This is a genomic window from Pedobacter hiemivivus, from assembly GCF_004331685.1.
Taxonomy (GTDB): Bacteria; Bacteroidota; Bacteroidia; order Sphingobacteriales; family Sphingobacteriaceae; genus Pedobacter; species Pedobacter hiemivivus.
The window spans coordinates 364,882-384,184 of sequence record NZ_SJSM01000004.1; the positions used below are offsets into that span (position 1 = coordinate 364,882).

The 19,303-nt window shown below is 36.2% G+C and carries 16 protein-coding genes; 12 read left to right on the plus strand and 4 right to left on the minus strand.

What is annotated here, in order from left to right; genetic code table 11:
* Positions 1 to 95: 95 nt before the first annotated feature.
* Both EZ444_RS10120 and EZ444_RS10125 read left to right on the plus strand, forming a co-directional pair.
* Positions 96 to 737 (plus strand): DUF6266 family protein, encoded by a 642-nt coding sequence (locus EZ444_RS10120; RefSeq protein ID WP_131608610.1) that lies wholly within the window; start codon positions 96 to 98, stop codon positions 735 to 737.
* A 16-nt stretch (positions 738 to 753) separates the two neighbouring features.
* The gene (locus tag EZ444_RS10125; protein ID WP_131608611.1) at positions 754 to 1,014 is read left to right on the plus strand and encodes a hypothetical protein; all 261 of its coding nucleotides are present in this window, start codon (positions 754 to 756) and stop codon (positions 1,012 to 1,014) included.
* Here the strand turns inward: EZ444_RS10125 and EZ444_RS10130 are convergent.
* On the minus strand, positions 1,004 to 1,444 hold the full coding sequence (locus EZ444_RS10130) for a hypothetical protein (RefSeq protein WP_131608612.1): 441 nt from the start codon (positions 1,442 to 1,444) through the stop codon (positions 1,004 to 1,006). The two genes, EZ444_RS10125 and EZ444_RS10130, sit on opposite strands and share 11 nt — an antisense overlap.
* A gap of 449 nt (positions 1,445 to 1,893) precedes the next feature.
* Positions 1,894 to 2,238, minus strand: coding sequence for a hypothetical protein (locus EZ444_RS10135; protein ID WP_131608613.1), 345 nt, complete (start codon positions 2,236 to 2,238; stop codon positions 1,894 to 1,896).
* 285 nt (positions 2,239 to 2,523) lie between these two features.
* Between EZ444_RS10135 and EZ444_RS10140 the strand changes: the two genes are divergently transcribed.
* The 10 genes from EZ444_RS10140 (at position 2,524) to EZ444_RS10185 (ending at position 14,175) form a co-directional block, all read left to right on the plus strand.
* The gene (locus EZ444_RS10140; protein ID WP_131608614.1) at positions 2,524 to 2,931 is read left to right on the plus strand and encodes a hypothetical protein; all 408 of its coding nucleotides are present in this window, start codon (positions 2,524 to 2,526) and stop codon (positions 2,929 to 2,931) included.
* Entirely contained in the window at positions 2,924 to 3,931 is a 1,008-nt protein-coding gene (locus tag EZ444_RS10145) for a M48 family metalloprotease (protein ID WP_131608615.1), read from the plus strand. Before EZ444_RS10140 ends, EZ444_RS10145 begins: the two co-directional genes overlap by 8 nt.
* A 102-nt stretch (positions 3,932 to 4,033) precedes the next feature.
* Positions 4,034 to 5,206, plus strand: coding sequence for a hypothetical protein (locus EZ444_RS10150; RefSeq protein WP_131608616.1), 1,173 nt, complete (start codon positions 4,034 to 4,036; stop codon positions 5,204 to 5,206).
* Position 5,207: 1 nt separating this feature from the next.
* Positions 5,208 to 6,251, plus strand: a complete 1,044-nt coding sequence (locus EZ444_RS10155; protein WP_131608617.1) for a S8 family peptidase — start codon at positions 5,208 to 5,210, stop codon at positions 6,249 to 6,251.
* Entirely contained in the window at positions 6,248 to 8,263 is a 2,016-nt protein-coding gene (locus tag EZ444_RS10160) for a hypothetical protein (RefSeq protein WP_131608618.1), read from the plus strand. The genes EZ444_RS10155 and EZ444_RS10160 overlap by 4 nt, the downstream gene beginning before the upstream one ends.
* 34 nt (positions 8,264 to 8,297) lie before the next feature.
* The gene (locus EZ444_RS10165; protein WP_131608619.1) at positions 8,298 to 9,833 is read left to right on the plus strand and encodes an MFS transporter; all 1,536 of its coding nucleotides are present in this window, start codon (positions 8,298 to 8,300) and stop codon (positions 9,831 to 9,833) included.
* The gene (locus EZ444_RS10170; protein WP_131608620.1) at positions 9,830 to 10,777 is read left to right on the plus strand and encodes a hypothetical protein; all 948 of its coding nucleotides are present in this window, start codon (positions 9,830 to 9,832) and stop codon (positions 10,775 to 10,777) included. The genes EZ444_RS10165 and EZ444_RS10170 overlap by 4 nt, the downstream gene beginning before the upstream one ends.
* A 98-nt stretch (positions 10,778 to 10,875) precedes the next feature.
* Positions 10,876 to 12,444, plus strand: a complete 1,569-nt coding sequence (locus EZ444_RS10175; RefSeq protein WP_131608621.1) for an esterase/lipase family protein — start codon at positions 10,876 to 10,878, stop codon at positions 12,442 to 12,444.
* Between the two features lie 51 nt (positions 12,445 to 12,495).
* Positions 12,496 to 13,272, plus strand: coding sequence for a LuxR C-terminal-related transcriptional regulator (locus tag EZ444_RS10180; RefSeq protein WP_131608622.1), 777 nt, complete (start codon positions 12,496 to 12,498; stop codon positions 13,270 to 13,272).
* A 33-nt stretch (positions 13,273 to 13,305) separates the two neighbouring features.
* On the plus strand, positions 13,306 to 14,175 hold the full coding sequence (locus EZ444_RS10185; RefSeq protein WP_131608623.1) for an LptF/LptG permease family protein: 870 nt from the start codon (positions 13,306 to 13,308) through the stop codon (positions 14,173 to 14,175).
* A 979-nt stretch (positions 14,176 to 15,154) separates the two neighbouring features.
* Here the strand turns inward: EZ444_RS10185 and EZ444_RS10190 are convergent.
* Together EZ444_RS10190 and EZ444_RS10195 are read right to left on the minus strand one after the other, a co-directional pair.
* Complete coding sequence (locus tag EZ444_RS10190; RefSeq protein ID WP_131608624.1) at positions 15,155 to 16,000, minus strand: hypothetical protein; 846 nt, start codon at positions 15,998 to 16,000, stop codon at positions 15,155 to 15,157.
* Between the two features lie 633 nt (positions 16,001 to 16,633).
* Complete coding sequence (locus EZ444_RS10195) at positions 16,634 to 19,267, minus strand: PQQ-dependent sugar dehydrogenase (RefSeq protein ID WP_165503580.1); 2,634 nt, start codon at positions 19,265 to 19,267, stop codon at positions 16,634 to 16,636.
* Between the last annotated feature and the right edge of the window lie 36 nt (positions 19,268 to 19,303).

The window sequence follows — 19,303 nt, forward strand, 5'->3', positions numbered from 1 at the left end:
CGTGAATTAAATTACCTCAAAGTACAATCAGCCAAAAGCATGCAAATTGACAATCAGCATCTTAGTGCATACATTAGGAAAAAAAACAAAAAACTATGGCAAGAATTAATAATGGTATTTTAGGTGGCATTCAGGGGAATGCAGGTCCAGTAGAGGGTTATGTAAGATACGGGATAGCCTACGTTAGGGGAAAGAAAAGAAAACGTACCACTCCCCCAACCCCAAGAGAAAAAATTCAAAGAAAGAGAATGGAAGTAGTGAATAATTTCGCCAACAGTATGACGGATTATATCCGATTAGGTTTTGAAGAAGCAGCCGAAGGTCAGCCCTTCTCGCCCAACAATGCGGCCAAATCCTATCAACTGCTACATGCACTCCATGGTGAATATCCTGACATCAGCATTAACTATCCAGCAGTGCGTTTAACTCAAGGTATCCTTGAGCTACCCTTAAATCCAGAAGCAACAGCCGAAGGCAACGGCGTTCGTTTTAACTGGACTTACAACACCACCTTAAACTGGAGTGACAGAGGAGCACGAGTAATGGTATTGGTTTATGTAGAAGAAACAGGAAAATCATTTTACCAGTTTACTGGTGCAAGAATCACAGAAGAGACAGATTTTTTAGAAATGCCTGCAGAAGTAAAAGGCTTACAACTTCATGCCTATATGTCTTTTATTGCAGATGATAGAAGAAGCATCAGCAACAGTATATACCTAGGTAACCTTATTATTTAAATCCTAAATACAATCTATGATAGCAATTTTAAAACGCATACTCTTATTGCTTGAAACTTACGCTGAAGAGCGACGAGCGGAACGGCTGCAAATGCAAATTGCAGCCGACAAAGAACGATGGCTAGATTGCCAGACCGTTAAACTGATGCTCAGAAAGGGCGACAGAACCTTGTTTAACTATGTCAAAAATGGTAAGCTGGTCAGTAAAAAAATTGGTGGCACCAATTTCTACCTTCAAAGCAGTGTCATGAACTTTTTAGAAAGGACTACTGGATGAATAGTTTATTTAAGTCTAATTCTTCTGTCCATATCTCTATGCCAGTGTATTTGCAATATGCTTTGTAACGTGCTACGCCATCTTTGGTGATTAAGAGCTGCTTTGCTTCTAACCTATTTATTGGGTCTTTAAATGTGCGGTCCTCACTATGAAACGAGGTAACATATGCCCAATCTTCATTTGGACTTAAGATTTCTTTTACCAGGGCGCCTTTATCTGTGCTGTTATAATAGCTTATTGATGCATCCCAAAAGCTAAGGCAGTTGAAATCACGATCTGCTTTGAATTGACTGATAGCTTGTAAGCGGGATTTAATAAGCGCTTTCCAGGATGCTGTTACCTGTATAATGGCAAATTCGACGCCAGGCCAATCACTTTTCGTGTAGGCTTTAATCAATACATGTTCAGTTGGTTTTGTTGATTTTTTCATTTGGCTCTCCATTTTCAGTGGTATTAATGCTGATACTAAATGGAATCCTTAAGGAGGGGAATATTTACAGATATTATGATATGTGATTCATAATTTTTCTGCGCTCGGCAGAAATTATTAAACAAAAAGCATGGAACCCTACTTATTGCCATAGAGGCCCTAGGAAGCCCACAAACGAATAAGCAAGGCCCACGCTTTTAGCGCGAGCACTTTTCACTTATCCTCTCGTTTGTGTCGAAATTTCCTAGGTTTCTAAGGCGAGATTCTTAAGTGCTAAATGCTTCAAATATTTTGAAGATTTGGCAAAAATATAATATTAGCTTGTTACATACATTTAAATTTTATCAAATATACATAGATTACACTAATTAAAACAAATATTTCTACAAAATTAATTATTGTGATAATTTATCATATTTTGGATGAATTATCAAAATTTTGAGATGTCATCACCTAGGCTTACTATCGATTAACGATTGCAAATTATCCAATGACTCCACAAAACCAATAACAAGCTTTAATCTTCCTTGATCACCTAAGTCCTCAAACAAAGGAATTAAATCTGTATTGATCTTTGATTTTTTTTCGGCAATCTGCTGCTCTAGCCTATTTAAATAGGAGCCATCCATTTGCTTATCTGCCAACAACTGATAAGTAAAAATTGTATTGTATAACGTTTTTTTAATCAAAAAAAACTGTTGATTCACTGTTGCATGAAGTTTTCTTTTATAATCAGCAATTTCGCTTAACAATCGATTCAGCTCGCCAAATACTACTTCCTCAAGGTCGTTCATAGTATAATAAAATTAGTTTCGGCAAACTTAAAGAATAAATTGATATAATCCGTTAAATGACTCGCCCAATCATAATGATGTAGCGTAAAATGAACATGGTAGACATGCGGGTAAAATATATTTTTGATTTAAGAAAAATTTAAGTGAAATTTATAGTAGGGATTACTTTGATACTTTATTTTACCTATCCATAACGACCTGTTCCTTACCCAGATATCAAAGGCTTTACCATCTACGCACGGAACTCTAATATTTCTAATAACAATATACTTAAACTTAACCATTATGAACAAACAAGGAATTGAGACGCTTATTGACAATATCATCAAGGATTATTTCCCAAATGAAGAGCCTGTTTATTCGCTTGAAAAAGGACTCTTATTTGAAAAAGCATGGAACAACGACTTTTCAAATCATGAAGATAATGAGTTCGGGGTAAACCAAGCTGGAAATGCAACAGAAATTATACTTGGCTGCATTGCTACAGTTTTAGGTACCATCAAAACTGTTGTAGAGCTTTATAAGCTTAGCAGCAAGAAGAGTTCTGAAACAACACACCAAGATGTAAATGCAGAACTCATGGCCAAGAAGTGGTCCACAGAATTACAGTTAGCTGGTTTAGATATTTACAAGGCAGAGGCATTGACAAAGCAGTTCAGTGAAGATCTCAAACTACTTATAAAAAATGATTAGGGCTGGGTCTTATGTAAGACGTAAAACGTTCTTTGAGCCCTTAGTAAAATTTTCTAGTGAAGATCCGAACTATATCAATATTGAAAACCATCTGGACGACTTTCTAAGTAAAGACGATGAAATATCAATAAAGCAAAAAGATCTTTTCTTTAAAAACTTAAGCAACCTTCATCAGATTTACAAAAATAGAAGTGATGTCGACATCAGGATTCCAGTATACGTGTTCACACCAATGTGGATACTGTTTGGCTGCTTTATGTTCTACTTAACTTTTATCCAGGACACTGTAGATGGAGAGTTTAATATGCTTTCACTTTTAGGACTGGTTATAATTGCGCGTTGTATTTATGTTGTTTTTAATTTGATTTCTGGTTTTGGTGACCTTGAAGACTATAGAACTAACCTTTTGAATCGAAGTTTAAAACTATCCAAGACTCAATATCCGGAAATCTGGGCTCCAATACTATCTGCCAGTGATAGAATTGGACAAGAGCATAGAAAGATTGTAGTTCTATACAGACAAGAAAATCATTGTGTCCCTACAATTACCGACCTAAAACGCATGGGCGTCCCTTGGATCATACTCACAATTCCAAGAAACCTATTGATATTATCTAAACAGAATCCGGAGCTCTATGGAGCAATAATAGCTCATGAAATTTCACATATAGATCAAAGTGATTCTGGTATTTGGATGACTTATTACCTGGACGAGAAATGCGCTTTTGGTGTTTATGAGATAATAATGAATTTAATTGAAGGCAAATATAAAAGACTTCGGAGACAGTATAAGATATTTAATTCTTCAGCTGAATACCTTGCAGACCTAGGGGCATTCATTATTACAGAAAATACAAAAATATTCGACTTTTTGAAAGGGGGGTATATTACAAGCGAAGAAGGTAGCTTCCACCCAAGCGCTGAGACGAGAATTTCCTTTTTAAAAGCTGTATTATATAAACAATTAAAGCTTGTGACTACACCTGCTAATAAATCATAGCTAACACTACACTATTAAAACTTCACCCTTTTGGGGGATTTTTTGATATTCACATAGTAGCTACATTAGAAGCGTAATTGAGGGATAATTTAATCAAAAATTATGTTTAATAACGCTGCTCTGGATGTAATTATAGGTCTTGTTTTTATCTATTTATTGTATAGTTTGTTCGCGACAGTTATTGCTGAAATAATTTCCACAAACCTTGGAATTCGCGCAAGAAATCTCAAAGAAGCTATAGATAGAATGCTAAATGATGAAAAAGAGGAACCCGGTCCTTTATCGAGATTCCAAGATAGCTTCATGATCCTAAAGAATCCTGACAATGAGCGTATAACACAATTCTATGATCATCCTGAAATAAAATACCTTGGCAGTTCTGGTATTTTTAAAAACCCTTCGAGCTTTAAAGCCATTAGCTTTTCTAAAACCATAATATTTATACTTAGTAATGGTGCCGAAAACAAGGAACAAATTACCAATACACTGAACAGCTTTTCATCGGAAGATAATGCTAAAAACGTATTTGATATAGAAACCGCCAAATATGTAAATAGCTTATGGAAAGAATCTTATGGTGATATAGTAAAATTCAAGCTTCAGCTGGAGCAATGGTTCGACAGAACCATGGAACAGGCTACCGAGTGGTACAAAAGAAAGATACAATTCATCCTCTTGCTGCTTGGCTTTTCTCTAGCCTGGTTTTTTAATGTTGATACCCTGGTCATCGTCGACAAGCTTTCTAACGATAAAGAAGCCAGAGCACAAATGGTAAATCTGGCCATAGCCTATACAGAAAATCATAAAAATAGTATAGACGCTCCTCCTGCAGGTGCTATTGATAAGGGAGCAAATAATAAATCACTTGATTCTTTAGTTCAGGTAAAAAAACAATTGGATGCAGACATTGCCAAAACCCATACCATTTTAGGCGCTGGAGGATGGCCACCGACAAAGACTGAGCAAACGACAGATCCAAAAACAGGAATAAAATCATACAAACCTAATATTGACCCTTCGGCATTATCCGAAGAGCAAACTAAGGCAGAAGATGGGCCAATAAGTTTTGGTCAATGCCAAAAGTGGGGCTATTTCTTTGTCCTCCTATACAACCATTTCTTTGGATTCCTGATCACAGCAATAGCCATATCACTCGGTGCTCCATTTTGGTTCGACCTGTTAAATAAACTAATGAGATTACGGGCATCAAACAAAGAGGATACAAATAGCCCTGATAATTCCTCCGGTATTTCACCTTTAAAACGTGAGGCCTAAAATGAAAGTAAGGATCAATACTTATGTAAATCTGCGAACAGAATTAGCAGAAATTCATCCTTACAACAATCCAAGGGATATATACTTCTCTCCTGGAGATATTATTAATGTAGCTGAAACAGTTATTGGAGAGAACTATAAGGGAAATGACTTATGGTATAGGTTGGAAGAAGGTGGGTATGTTTGGAGCGGGGCAGATAATGATAGCAAAATCACAGTTGAGCCTAATTTTTGGTTAAAAAGGTTTGGTTTAGATCTACTTCAACAACAATTTCAGCAAAAGCTTTCAAATGTCAGCATTTCAATATTAGATACGGGTATAGACGAGATGCATCTTGATTTAAAGGACACTGTTAATTTAAAATTTAATGCAGTAAGTCAAAACCAGCCAACAAAAGACGCAGATGGACATGGAACACATTGCTCGGGTATAATAATTGGTACAGCTAAAAACAAAATAAGCGGAGTTGCCAAAGGAGCGAAACTTAATGTTTGTAAAATAATGAATACTTCATCCGGCTCCTTTACCGGGATGACAGTAAAGGGCATGATAAGAGCCTTGGATAAAGTTGGAGATCAATCGGATGTGATTTCAATATCAGCCGGCGTTAATCAATATGATAAAGAACTACATGATAAGATTAAAGCTTACGCAGAAAAAGGGGTAATTATTGTTGCCGCAATAGGAAACGTAAGTCCCGAGGATCGTACAGCAAAATATCCCGCTATGTTTGACGAATGTATAGCAGTAGGTTCACTAAACAACAGCCTGGAACTTTCTGATCTGACTGTAAGAAATTCAAAAATAGACATTTGCTTTCCTGGTGAATTGATAACCTCTACCCTGCCAAATGATTCTTATGGACAAAAAAGTGGAACCAGCATGGCTACACCCTTTATTGCAGGCTTAGCTGCATTGATGAAGGCCAATAACGCTGAAAGTAATTATGCAGTTTTTAGGGAGCTATTAAAAGATCATGCAGTTCTAAAGCAAAAGGAACAGTTTCAATACTACGCCATAAAAAATGAAAAAATAATATTATGAGAATAATCTTTACGTTACTCGCACTACTTCTATTTAATGTAACATTTGCTCAACATCCCTATTATGATGCATTAAAACTCAGAAAATATATTTCAGACGATAAAATATTTGCCCCCGCTGATAGCTTAGAAATGGACACTTTAGTTAGTATTTTTAAACTGTATAATTACAGTGGCACAATAAACCCATTTTTAACTCCTTTTACAAGTGAAGGAAAAGGGTATTCAGCTGATGATGTTAAGAAAGCCACCCTTAACCTAAGTTCGATCATTGGTTCTGTTGCAGGAGTAGATGTTACTACCATTGCAAATGGAGTAGCCATGTTAATGATAGACCGTGCCAAGCAAGAACTAACCGTAACTTTCTTTAACAGGTTTAAAAAATTTGCAGAGGACAATCCTGAATTTAAGGTCCTATTCCCAAAAACAACGGATAATTTAAAAAATTTGCTTGCTTATAAATATCCAGAAATGCTTCCTGCATTACGTACAGGTTTTTATGCTGACTTAAATAAAATCACCTATAATCTTGATGATGTGCTGGAATTACCGAGATACAATGAACTGCTCAAGAAATTCCCGGAAATTAAAATAACCATAAGGTCTATACGATTAGTACATGAACTAGAATCGGGCGAATCTCATGCCGCTGAAATCATCACGAAATTTGCAGACTTCGAAGAGTGGAAAACTCCTGGTACTTCCAATGGTTTTAAGAATTTCAAAAGCTCAGTAAAGCTCGCTGCCATTTTCTCAAATAGTCTTAGGCATATGCCAGATCCGGTAAAAAAAGAAAAAGATGTAAAAGCCTGGATCTCAATCAAACAAATAAGAGAATTAGTAAAAGACACAATAACGTTTAGAATATATCTTGGTCTTGTTTATCAACTGGCTGTAATGGATGATATCACATGGTATAAAACCACAGACAAGCCTTTGAAAACAGAGTCAATTTCATTTGCAACATTGATGGGAAAACAAAAAGATAACCTATTTCTTTTTGAGAATAAATTAACCAAGTTTATCGAGCTTTCAGAAACAGTAGACAAGTTGACTGACACCTTAAACTACAAAAAAGATGAGAAAATAGCACTTAAAACTGAAGACTATTATAGCTATATCAACGCCTCCCTTGACATTGTAGATTACGGCTTTTCTATTGCCGGTTTGTTTGACCAGGATTTAGATATAGCACAATACACATTAATTGTGCGAAAATCAAATGACCTGTACCGACACCTCTATAAAAAAGAATTTACTCAGGCCTTATCAAATAGCATGGATATCCTGGAAGGGGTAAGTATAATGATCAAAGAGGCCGGTGATACAACTCATAAAAAATCATTAAAATTATTGACTGATGTACTGCCTAAATTAACTAAATACGGGCTATTTATGGCAAACATCGCCAGTACAGATAAGCCAGAGGAAATAAGAGACATTCTTGACAATGCTATACTACCTGTCGGGAGCTCCTCTATTAAAAAGAACACTGATTTTAACGTTTCTGTTCAATCATACCTGGGGGCTTACGGCTTTTCAAACCCTGTAAAAAGTAGTACTGGAAATGGAAACGCCTGGACAGACAAATTTGGGGTATTTGCGCCTATCGGTATATCCGTAAGTCGAGGTTTTAACAAAGGACCTGGTAAAAATTGCGGATCATTAAGCTTGTTCGCGGTCCTCTTTGATCTCGGAGCAATAGTAGATTATCAGCTTAAAAAAGACTCCGTAACCAATTCAAGTGGTGCTACACAGGAAGAAATTACAAAGAACTATAAAATTAAATTGGGACAAATTATATCCCCCGGAGCTTACGTGGTTTATGGTTTCTTTGGAAACATACCATTATCACTTGGTTTTGGAGCGCAGTATGGCCCTGGCCTATCTAAAATAGAGTCGTCAGGCAAAACGGTTTTCAATAACCCACAATGGCGCTGGAATGCATTTTTAGCTGTTGATATCCCCTTCTTCAATCTGGTAAACAAATCAAAAAACAAGAAATCAATTTAGACAAATAAATCTCTATACAAAAAACGCTATCCTCATGGCAGAAGAAAAAAACTACAATCTCAGCATTTTAGGAGACCTTCAATTTAAACTAATCGGATTCATTACCGCAATTGTTAGCTTCCTGACATTCGTCCAATCATTTATCAATGAAACATCGACACTCTTGGGGATTGGTTTATGGTGGGCTTACCTTTTGTTTATTGTTCTCTACTTTATTGTTCCTGTATTTCTAGTTTGCTTGTTTATAATTCAAAACAGAAATTTCATCAAAGAAAGAATCTTAAAAACTGAAAGGTCATTTAAGCCCCGCTTTCTATTGGTAACCATACTCATGTCTTTTCTACTCTTTGGGTTTATCTATCTTGCTTTTACCATTCTTCCTATTTATGTCGGTCTTATTCTAATCAGTTTGATCACATTCTTATCTTTTGTCATAACTGTTATTCAGATCAGTAGAAAAAAGGGACGATGTCAGGCGGAAGATAAAGAGTATCTCATAACCGTCTCGTTATTACTTGTTTTAATTACTTTGTTCCTTATAAACTCCCATAATAATTTACCAAAGGACAATGCCCAAGACCCCAATTCTGAAAGAGATTACAGTCCCTGTACTATCTTAGGAAAGTATAAGACTGATAAAGTATACAACGGAAAACTAGATTCTGTCATAAAAGCCCTGGAGGATAGGTCAGAACAGAACAATATGGAAGTAGTAAACTATCAGTATCCAGTACAGAAAAAGATAGACACCCGAAATAAGAATAGGATCAATCTTGATCAGGACCTACTAAGAATGGATGCTTTGATAAAAGAAAATTATACAAAAGCAAGGCATATCATTTCAAAAAAGTCTACCAATTTGCGCAATGTAGATACGCTAAAGCAGATTCAAAGTCTTTTCAATGCACAAGGTGATACCTTGATCAGCAGATTTCAGAAACCTTATCTGGACACCACTGCTATTGAATATTTGCAGAAAAAAATGAAATTTCATACGGACTATGTAAATGGCATCTCTTTTTTCTGGAATAGCCATATCTCAGAGAAGGAGAAGGAATTTAAAAGAGATTGGTTGCCTTATATGTTAAAATTGCAGTTCAAGGGCTTGGTCTGGCTCTTCTTTATTTTGTTCATACTATTTTCGTTATTATACCATTACAGGAAACAAGACAGATTGGTCAGATCTGGTGCATTAAAAATCTCTGTTCCACAAAATGCCAATGTATTAAAGAATTATAGTTACCTAATCGTACTGCTGATCATTCCATTTTTTAAAACCTTCACTGAAGAAAATATCAGCCTTGAGAAGCCCTTTTTAAACATAGGCATAAAGGAACTCGTAAAGACCGATAAAAATGTTATAGAAAGAAATGGAAATGCCAAACACAAACCCATTCCTCCAGATACTGCAGTTACTATTATTAAGGTGATTATTGATCCAGATTCCTTAAAACTACTTCACAAGGAAGTCCTGGAAAAGATAAGGGACCTTGGACAAAAGGCCATAGATAATCCTACCGACAGAGCGCAATTTCTGAAAACTTTCGAACCTTCAAAAAATCAACGATGATGAAAAGTGTATTGATTACCATCATAGCGATGATACTTACTGTAAACTGTTTTAGCCAGGATTGTAAGAAAATCTATGAAGAAATTAAAAATAGCTCCTTCAAGATATCCAAAAAAACAGGTACGCTTCCAACAGATACGACCTTAATCGATAAATATATTGAACTCATTGATAAAAACAAAAATGCATGTAGGATTAACCGACAGCAATGGAATATTATCTTTACTAACTGGAAGGAATTTAAATACCTCCTTAAAGACTATCTGAACATTGTTTATAGGCATAAAAATGATGCAGATGATATAAGAATAAAAAAAGACTGGCGTGACTTTCAAAATTTAATTATCAGATCTGAGGAACAATTATTCGTATCAAATGACAACACATTAATTCGGGCAATAGAAAGAGTAGGCAACGAGGTCAAATGTTCGCTTATAAAAACGGTAGATGATAAATCTAATGAGGTTAAAGAAATCATTCGAGATACGGTAGTTAATCAATCTAAGCTAATAAAAAAATTCATTCTGGACACTGTAGTGACAAATCAGGACAGCATTAAATATTTCCTCTACAAGCGAGATACCACAATTAGAAACAGCATAAATCTACATGGCTACGATCAAAACTTTTATGGTTTAAGTTACCTGCAAGTCTTTAACCCCAAAAACAACTCGGCCCCAAATGCCTTTGCAGCATTGGCTGAAATCATAACCTCCTTCGATTCTTTTAAACTTCGTAATACCGGCGCATTCCTTTCTGCTGGCGTTCAGCACAGATCAATGGTATTATTGGCGGGTTTAGGTTATCTAGACAACCAGGAGGCTTATAATATCAGTTGGAAAGGTACCTTAATTTACTTTCCTCACCAGAGTAGGTTTGGTTTCGGTGCGTCATATTCGCCACTCACAAAAGCCGGGATCGTAGTTGGTTTCAAGCTTAATTAAATCACCTAAACTATTGATGCACATAAAACATGATTCTTCATTAAAGCTCCTCTCCTTTTTTTGCGATAAATATCTGGACAATAATTAATCTTAAAGAAATGACTGAAGACCAAAAATCTTACCAAATCTCGGCTCCGTACTATCCGATTATTTACGTTCGTGGTTATGCTATGACATCAGACGAAAGAGAAGAAACTTTCAATGATGCCTACTATGGCTTTTCAGCTAGCTCAGTTGAAAAAAGACAAGCAACAAAAGAAAATGGCTACGAAGTAGCTGATATTTTTGAAGGCCAAATGATCCGCTTTATGAAAATAAAGGATTATGGGTATGCGGATTCTGTGAACTATGGTCTTCGAGATTTTCATGGTGACCCCTCCCGAAGCATTTGGGTATGCAGATTTTACGATGTGGATTACATTAAAGGCAAGGTAAGGGAAATTGAAGCGCATGCAGAAGATCTGGCTAAAATGATATTAGTAGATATACCAAAAAGATTAAAAGAACATAATGTAACTAACATCGGAACCGAATATAAGGTTATTCTCATTGCCCATTCCATGGGCGGACTAGTTTGTCGTACATTGATCCAAAATATCCTTCAATCTACAGGAGCGCAGTTAAGAGAAAAATATCCTGATTCTATACTTGGTAATTTATTGGATAATCCCCTTGATCTGATCCACAAATTAGTCACCATAGGTACGCCACATAAAGGAATTGATATGGGAAATATACCCGATTTCATAGAAAAAAGTATTGTTTCACTACTCAATCCTTTTGATGCAGGTATATTTCATGAAAAAAGAATGCGCGACTATCTGAAGCTACCTAAAAAACCAGAATTCGAGGTTAACAGCCTTGGAAATAGCGGCTTCCCTATAGAACGCTGTCTGTGTATAATTGGCAGTGACTATAACTCGTACGGCAAGGTTCGTTATGCAACTGGAGGTTTTAGTGATGGTCTGGTAAAACAGGATGCAGCTTACATCGTGGCAGGTCCCAAACCTAAAAAAAATAAAGGGTATGATGAGAAAAAAGTGGCTTATTACGCCAATGTACACCGCGCACATTCTGGCTATAGAGGGATAGTAAACAGTTACGAAACTTATGAAAATATCCAGCGCTTTTTATTTGGTAACCTCATGGTAAGAATATCATTAGGGGACATTAAATTCACTGACCCAGTAATTGAGAACTTTAAATATTTTTATGATTTCGAATTTTCCTTATCTATTCGCGGCACTGGGGTCTACCTGCATCGGCGTGAGCAGGATCCCTGTGAAAATGCCATACGTTTTAATCGTAACGGTATCCCACATGACATACACCTGCACACAGGCTTCTTAAATTCCTCACTTCAACTCGGAGACGACGGGTATTCCTATTTTATACTCAAATTTAACATATTGGAATATCGTGTCGAACCCGGTTTTATCTGGGACTACAAGTACCCATCAAGGCAAATATACGCAGATAGCATGGAAGTAAAAGTTGATACCGGCAAAAATGGAAATTACAAAGCAGCCTATCGCTGGTTTTCTGAAATTGGATGGAATGATCTGGTAACCGATGAGAACAACAGGTATACTTTACCGTTAAAACAGGGAGTTATCGATGGCACTGTAAGGATTGAAGCCGCCCCCTGGGGTGAGAAATTAGAATAACTTGACCAAACACAAACATTTCGTTATATTTATTTGTCTAAGTACTTAACAATGAATGCATCTCATCAATTAACAACAAGCCAACTTTGTCAGTTAGCAGGTAATCCTGATAGGTTAAAAGTTGACGCTAGCAAATTGCCTCAACCAAATCTCGATTCCGAGAACTTAGATAATATCGTCAACTACGGTTATTCGTGTATTTTCAACTGGTCTTCGATGCAATACGTCTTTATGAGTGATTCTGTTAAGAATATTTTAGGTTATAACAGTGAGGTATTTTTAGAGAAAGGGTTTAATTTTACACTTAGTATTATTCATGCTGAAGATATGCTGAAACTTAAGTCGCTACATTGTGCCATCTTCAAATACTATTACAGCATCCTCCCATCACAACGGCCCAGCTTAAGATTTAGCTATAACCTTAGAGTAAAAACGGCAAACAATACTTATGTGCATATTTTAAGGCAAAGTACTTTTATTGAATTTACAAAAGATGGAAAACCCACGATAGAATCAGTTAACAGTACAGATATTACTGGATTTAAATATAACAACAACATCAACCTAACCATCCACCAACTCTCTGATTCAGGCACTTACACCCTTTGCTATGAACAGGAATTTACAGAGAATCAAACTAGCCTCACAGAGCGAGAAAAACAAGTACTTGAGCTTGTAAGATTTGGGTATACTACAAAAGAAATCGCCAATCATCTATTTGTAGCTATTGAAACCATAAAAAGCCATCGAAAAAACATCATTGCTAAAACTGGCGCATGTAATATGACAGGAGCCATCAATATGGTTGTTAACAAAATATCATTATAATAATGAGCTATTTAGCTTGTAACCGAAATCTTCATGGATAAAAACCAAATTCCCTTAGAGGAGCAAGTAAAGATAGCCGAGCGAGATAAATATATTGCAGAATCAAAAAAAGCACTCGCGGAGGCAGATAAAATCTATTTTGAATATGGAGAATCTAAACGCGAGTCTCAAAAAAAGTGGTGGCAAACAAAAAATTTTAGACAGCAATTAATTGCCGTTCTTCTAGGTGTTTCATTAATTGGATTTTACTTGAATTATGTGGTTATTCCAACGACCCAAGCAGAAGCGATCAGATTAAATCTCAAAAATGCAGTTGCAGAAAAGAATTTAGACTCTAAAGCTAAAGAGTTAGATTCGATAAAAAAAGCGCTCTTAAAAAATGGCATTTTTCTAAACTCCTTTAGAAAAAACCTGACTTACAAAGCTCAGGTGATCGACTCCCTAAAGAAAACTATAAATGATATTCAGAGAACCAATGAGACAGTAAATTTAATCCTATCAAAGAAGCGACTCGATACGATAAAATTGAATTTGGCACAGAATAAACTCAGAAATCTTAATCACAAATTCGGGAAGCAAGAAACAATTCTAAATTCTGTCAGCAAAGAGAGCAGCAGTATTGGTGCGAATGAACCAATTGTTCATTTCCGACCAAAATATGGCAATCAGCTAATCGATGAAATTCGTATATATATTTACTCCGCTGAGTCTTTGCGATTTTCAGCCCTAAAAGAATTTGTAATAAGTAAAGAGATAAACTCTACATCACTTCCTCAAGGAGACTATTATTTAGAAATTGCAAGTGATGTGTATAAACTAAAATCGGATGTAAAATCGAAAAAATTCACTGTAGATCTGAACAAAAATGAATTATGGATTGATTTTGATTTAGAGAAAAAGTGAAATTTTAAAATCAGAGCAAATTTCGACATATCAAAAGCGGTAAAATATTGAATTACCTTGAATATTATATTTTAAGATTGAAATTGTTAGTTTCGAATTAAAAAAAGTCAACGATTGAGGTATCGGACTAGTAATATAAATGGCAAGAAAAACAGGTAGAGCGCTGTAATTAATGAAATAGATAACGTTGCTACCGAAAGCATGGGTTTCTCTTGAAAATCAATTAGCGATCGGATAAATCGAAAGTATTTGAACAATAGCCCTGGTATATTGACTACAGAAAAGAACCGAATTACAACCAAATAGAATGTAAAAGAAAAAACAGAGTACAAACAAACGGAAAAACTTACGTTAGAAAAAGTGTAAAAGTAATCTTTAAAAAAACCAGGAATTAGGTCAAGGTAAATGCTTTTCTGAATGATGGACATGAATAGTGTAAGTACTATGACAATAAGTAAATATGCAAGTAGAGATGCTAGTACAGAAAAAATAAAACTTGAAAGTAAAATCAAACCAGGACTTTTTATTTTTCCGGCTATACTCGCCTTTATTATCCATCTTGTTGCCAGGAGACTCAAGTAGTTTTGTAAAAATGCAATCATAAAAATATAGCTAAGAGTATTATTGTCTAGGTTCACAAAATCTATCAAGTTAATTTTAAGAAACCTGAGCGTGACTACGGTCATCCAACCTAGAAATAAAGTGTAAAGAATAGTCCTAATCGCACAACTGAAGGAAAAATGTTTACTTCCAAAAATTGCACATATAACCTTGTAAATTTCTTGCTTGGAAAGTGTTATAGATCGATTAAAGTCAACATTTTTGATCCACAAAGCAACCCGGGTATTAAATTCACTGTTTGTGACTTCTGCTGCTTTTGAAAAAATCATCCAAATGCAACCTGAAAAAGCAGCCCAGGATGCGAAATAAACCACAATTCCAAGTTTTTCCATTTTAAAACTATAGATTGATAAAAACCTTAAACATCTAAGATCAATACAATGGGAGAAATAATTATATAAATTAGGGTGATAACTAAAACCAAAATCGCACCTAAGGATTTAATCGGCTTTTCTTGTACATCTAAAGATCCTCTGAATGCATCAAAATATTTAAGCACCTTGAAAAATAACCTTGCAACTGCGCCCGCTGACTGAATAATTATGATCCAAAGTGTACCCAAATAAATTGCAGCATAGAACATTCCTGGATCCCTAAATGGCCAGACCAAAGCGTAAATTGTTTTTAGACTTATAGGAGCATAAACCAGTGATCCTTGTACAGTATAGAGTTTATAAAAGAATACCGCAAACAGAATTGAAGTAAATAATGTCAACAAGAAACTAATGAATACAATAGTTCTAACTCTATGAACAGAGGTATTCAAAATTTTCCTTAAAAGTAACCTGGTAAAATATAAACTTATGAAATCCTGGAATATCATTGTGAGCCATATATAAAAATGTGGTGAAAAATATCCACGAAAACCTACTGGCGCAATATCCCTGTGAACTCGATGCCCCATTAAACTTTCAGTAAACAATCCCGATAGCAGCCCAATGATTAGAAATAGTAAAGTAGAATACAAGGCAGATCTAAAAAAACATTTCAACGAGAAATGCTTCACACCAAAATACCCAACAAACATTTCATAAAGTATTTCTTTGATAGGAACATTATGCTCGGATAAATTTACATTTTGAATCCAAGCTTTTACCTTCAAATTCAAATCTTTATTTGCTACTTCGGATATTTTGCTAAAAAGTGACCACACACCACCAATTATAGCAAGCCAAGAAGTTAATAAAGGAAGTAGCCCAATCATATCTCTTGAATTTTAAATAAATATAACTTATTAACATTAAGTTTAAAAATTTAAAATCCCCATCCCTTCTACGAGAGAGTGGCTGCAGTACTGTAGTGAAAGAATCAGATACGTTGTAGATTATTTCTACCTAAAACTCATCAGCAGTAGAGCGCGTAGTCAGATCTATAAATGTAAAAGTCACTCCAGCAGACACGGAATAAAGCCATTCAAAACCTTAGAGAACGAGTAGAACACGAAAAATCGCCAATTCTTGAGCAAATTATTTCAGTATATATGAAACAACCATAATTATTTCACATATACTGAAACACAAGCATTTATTTAACTGAGCGTCTATTCTTGACCATTTTCATCTTCAACAACCTACCACACGCACCTACGTTTTTTAGTGCACTGAAGTTAGCTACCCGATTAAAACATGACGAAAGCATTAAAGATGAAACTGAAAAATTTAACAGCTATTACCTTACTGGCAATCTAGTATCCGTTACAGTAGCATTGCTATATGTTTGGATCTGGAACCAAGCAGATCAATCGCCTACCATTTTCACCGTCAAATAAAGCACTTTTATTACTATGTTAAACGCTATTTGGGGACAATGTAATCAGAAACTAATTCCGCAATAGGTGTTAACGATTTTTCACATTTATTGTCCGTACATCTAAGGCTGTCTCTTTAAATACAAAGTAAACATCAAATCTACCTTTAACTGGTATAATTTCTACAACATTACGCTTATCCCGGATCCCATTTGCTTGAGAGATGATTTTTCCATCAGCAGCACCGATTCGAATCTCAACATGATCAGGTGCGGTTCTATCCCCAACAATTTCAATTTTTTCAATATCAGTTAAATCAATATTGTTAAATTGAAGATAGGCACCTTTGCTTTGGACAGTAGCTATAGATCTGTCCTCATTAAACCCAAATCCATTAGTTCGATCTGCATCATTAACTAAAAGACTAGGATGGCGCAGTAACACCATATGCTCTGTAAACTGAGCTGCAGCAAACTTAGCACCTCTATCTTTATAAGCTGCCCTAAAAATGAAGCTACCTTTATTAGTTTGGTCTGCCGGAACATTGGTCGTATAACTACCCTTTACCGGCAAAGTTTTTGGAGCTGCTTGTTTGTTACTTAAACTAAGTACATAACTTACAATCGCATTTGCATCATTATTTGATAATGTGGAATGGCCAGGCATCATCGCATCGCCCCAAACTCCCGAACCACCGTTGATAATTTTTTTCACTAACCTGGGTTTTGCATTTTTATCTGTTTTGTATTTTAGCGCTACCTGGGTAAATGACGGACCTAGAGATTTCGCGGTAAGATCGTGACAAGAGTTACAGGTACTTTTTTTGATTATGGCCTTGCCAGCTGCAAATTGAGCCGTTGCATCAAAAGTTTTCTGGCTCTGTACGATGGTGGTCATATCATAACCTTCAGACAGGTAGTTAATTGCCACCGACACCTGAGCAGGTAAAATTCTTTTATCTGCCAAACTTCCATCTTCTTTATCTGTGACATTTACAGCGTAATTGATGGTATTTCCTGGGAAATAGAAGCTAGAATTACCCTTTGTAAAATTAAACTGCACCACTGGAGGCGCATTACCTGCTGATATTTCTACTGTTTTACTGTTTCTTGCTCCCGCAGGATCGGTCACCGTAAGGGTGGCTTTATAGATGCCTGGCGTTGTAAGTCGAAGCTCAGGATTCGCACTGCGGTGCACAGAATTGAGCACATTATTTTTAGTGATGCGCCATTCATATTTTAAGGAATCCCCATCATAATCCTTTGTTCCTTTGGAAGACAATTTTATGGCTAAAGGCAAAGCGCCCGCGGTTTTATCTGCGGTAGCCTGGACAATTGGCTTACGATTGCCGCTATTGTATTCAATTTTAATCAATTGTGCTTCAGGGTTATCTTTAAAATAGCCATTTCCATATTCCAAAACATACAAACTTCCATCAGGCCCGAATTTCATATCTATTGGTCCTCTTAAGGTTAGATCGGGCATAAAACGCTCCATAGATTTGTAATTGCCTTCATCATCCATAGTTACGATCAGTATCCAACCTCTAACCCAATCTGTAATAAACCATTTACCCTCATAATAGGCAGGGAAAACCTTCCCAGTACGGCTAAAGTCTGTCTGACGGAATATAGGCCCCCCTACTGCGCTTCTGCCACCACTTCCCATCAATGGAAATTTCTCACTGGAAGTATAAGGATACCAGATTAACGAAGGTTGTGTTGGAGGTAATACAGTTAGTCCTGTATTGTTTGGCGAATTATTCACAGGACGAAAAGGATCATACCAGTCACCTGACTTTTTTGTCGCAAAATCATAATAACGGTAAGCCTCATTACCAATAAAATAAGGCCAACCATAATTCCCTGCCTTTTTTGCCAGGTTAAATTCATCATAAGAAACCGGTCCTCTTAAATCTGAGGCATTTGAACCATCGGGGCCAACCTCTCCCCAATACAACCAATTTGTTTTACTATCCAGGCTCATCCTCCATGGATTCCTATTACCCATCGTATAAATTTCCGGCCGCGTTTTAGGGGTACCTTTCGGGAACAAATTCCCTTCAGGAATGGTATAGGTGCCATCAGCTTCAGGATGGATACGTAAAATTTTACCTCTCAAATCATTTGTGTTAGAAGAAGACTTTTGGGCGTCACGAGGGCTTTCACCTTTACGCTCGTCAATAGGCGCAAACCCATCTGAAGACCTGGAAAAGGTATTGTCTCCCGTGCTCAACAATAAATTATTGTCCTGATCAAACAACATTCCACCGCCCACATGGCAACATTCTTCTCGTTGCACAGGTACCTTCAGCAGTACCTTCGCAGATGCGAGGTTCAGTTGACCTCCTGTCCAGGTATACCGCACCAAACTATTCACAGATTCGTTTCCCTTTGCTGAATAATACAAATAGATCCAATGGTTTTTCTCAAAATTAGGATCAAGTATCACACCCTGCAAACCATCTTCCCCTTCTGATCTTTCCCCGCTTTTACTAACATATTCTGTACTCACGGGAATCTCGGCAATCACGCTGAGTTGCTTTGTGGCAGGATTATATACCTTTAACCTACCTTTACGTTCCGCATACAACACTTTTCCGTTTTTCAGCACCTGGAATTGCATTGGTTCCTGAAGTTTTTGAGCAAGAACGATTTTTGTAAATCTATTTAATTCCCGACTGGGATCGTTCTGCGCATGTACCTTCAACAGTAAACATAGCATACTTAACAATAGGAGCGAAAATAGCTTAAAATTAAA

What these genes read in the sequence shown, in the direction of transcription:
- EZ444_RS10145 (WP_131608615.1), top strand. Translation starts at nt 2,924, where the DNA reads ATGATTAGGGCTGGGTCTTATGTAAGACGTAAAACGTTCTTTGAGCCC.
- EZ444_RS10120 (WP_131608610.1), top strand. Translation starts at nt 96, where the DNA reads ATGGCAAGAATTAATAATGGTATTTTAGGTGGCATTCAGGGGAATGCA.
- EZ444_RS10190 (WP_131608624.1), bottom strand. Translation starts at nt 16,000, where the DNA reads ATGATTGGGCTACTTCCTTTATTAACTTCTTGGCTTGCTATAATTGGT.
- EZ444_RS10180 (WP_131608622.1), top strand. Translation starts at nt 12,496, where the DNA reads ATGAATGCATCTCATCAATTAACAACAAGCCAACTTTGTCAGTTAGCA.
- EZ444_RS10125 (WP_131608611.1), top strand. Translation starts at nt 754, where the DNA reads ATGATAGCAATTTTAAAACGCATACTCTTATTGCTTGAAACTTACGCT.
- EZ444_RS10155 (WP_131608617.1), top strand. Translation starts at nt 5,208, where the DNA reads ATGAAAGTAAGGATCAATACTTATGTAAATCTGCGAACAGAATTAGCA.
- EZ444_RS10175 (WP_131608621.1), top strand. Translation starts at nt 10,876, where the DNA reads ATGACTGAAGACCAAAAATCTTACCAAATCTCGGCTCCGTACTATCCG.
- EZ444_RS10135 (WP_131608613.1), bottom strand. Translation starts at nt 2,238, where the DNA reads ATGAACGACCTTGAGGAAGTAGTATTTGGCGAGCTGAATCGATTGTTA.
- EZ444_RS10160 (WP_131608618.1), top strand. Translation starts at nt 6,248, where the DNA reads ATGAGAATAATCTTTACGTTACTCGCACTACTTCTATTTAATGTAACA.
- EZ444_RS10195 (WP_165503580.1), bottom strand. Translation starts at nt 19,267, where the DNA reads ATGCTATGTTTACTGTTGAAGGTACATGCGCAGAACGATCCCAGTCGG.
- EZ444_RS10130 (WP_131608612.1), bottom strand. Translation starts at nt 1,444, where the DNA reads ATGAAAAAATCAACAAAACCAACTGAACATGTATTGATTAAAGCCTAC.
- EZ444_RS10170 (WP_131608620.1), top strand. Translation starts at nt 9,830, where the DNA reads ATGATGAAAAGTGTATTGATTACCATCATAGCGATGATACTTACTGTA.
- EZ444_RS10140 (WP_131608614.1), top strand. Translation starts at nt 2,524, where the DNA reads ATGAACAAACAAGGAATTGAGACGCTTATTGACAATATCATCAAGGAT.
- EZ444_RS10150 (WP_131608616.1), top strand. Translation starts at nt 4,034, where the DNA reads ATGTTTAATAACGCTGCTCTGGATGTAATTATAGGTCTTGTTTTTATC.
- EZ444_RS10185 (WP_131608623.1), top strand. Translation starts at nt 13,306, where the DNA reads ATGGATAAAAACCAAATTCCCTTAGAGGAGCAAGTAAAGATAGCCGAG.
- EZ444_RS10165 (WP_131608619.1), top strand. Translation starts at nt 8,298, where the DNA reads ATGGCAGAAGAAAAAAACTACAATCTCAGCATTTTAGGAGACCTTCAA.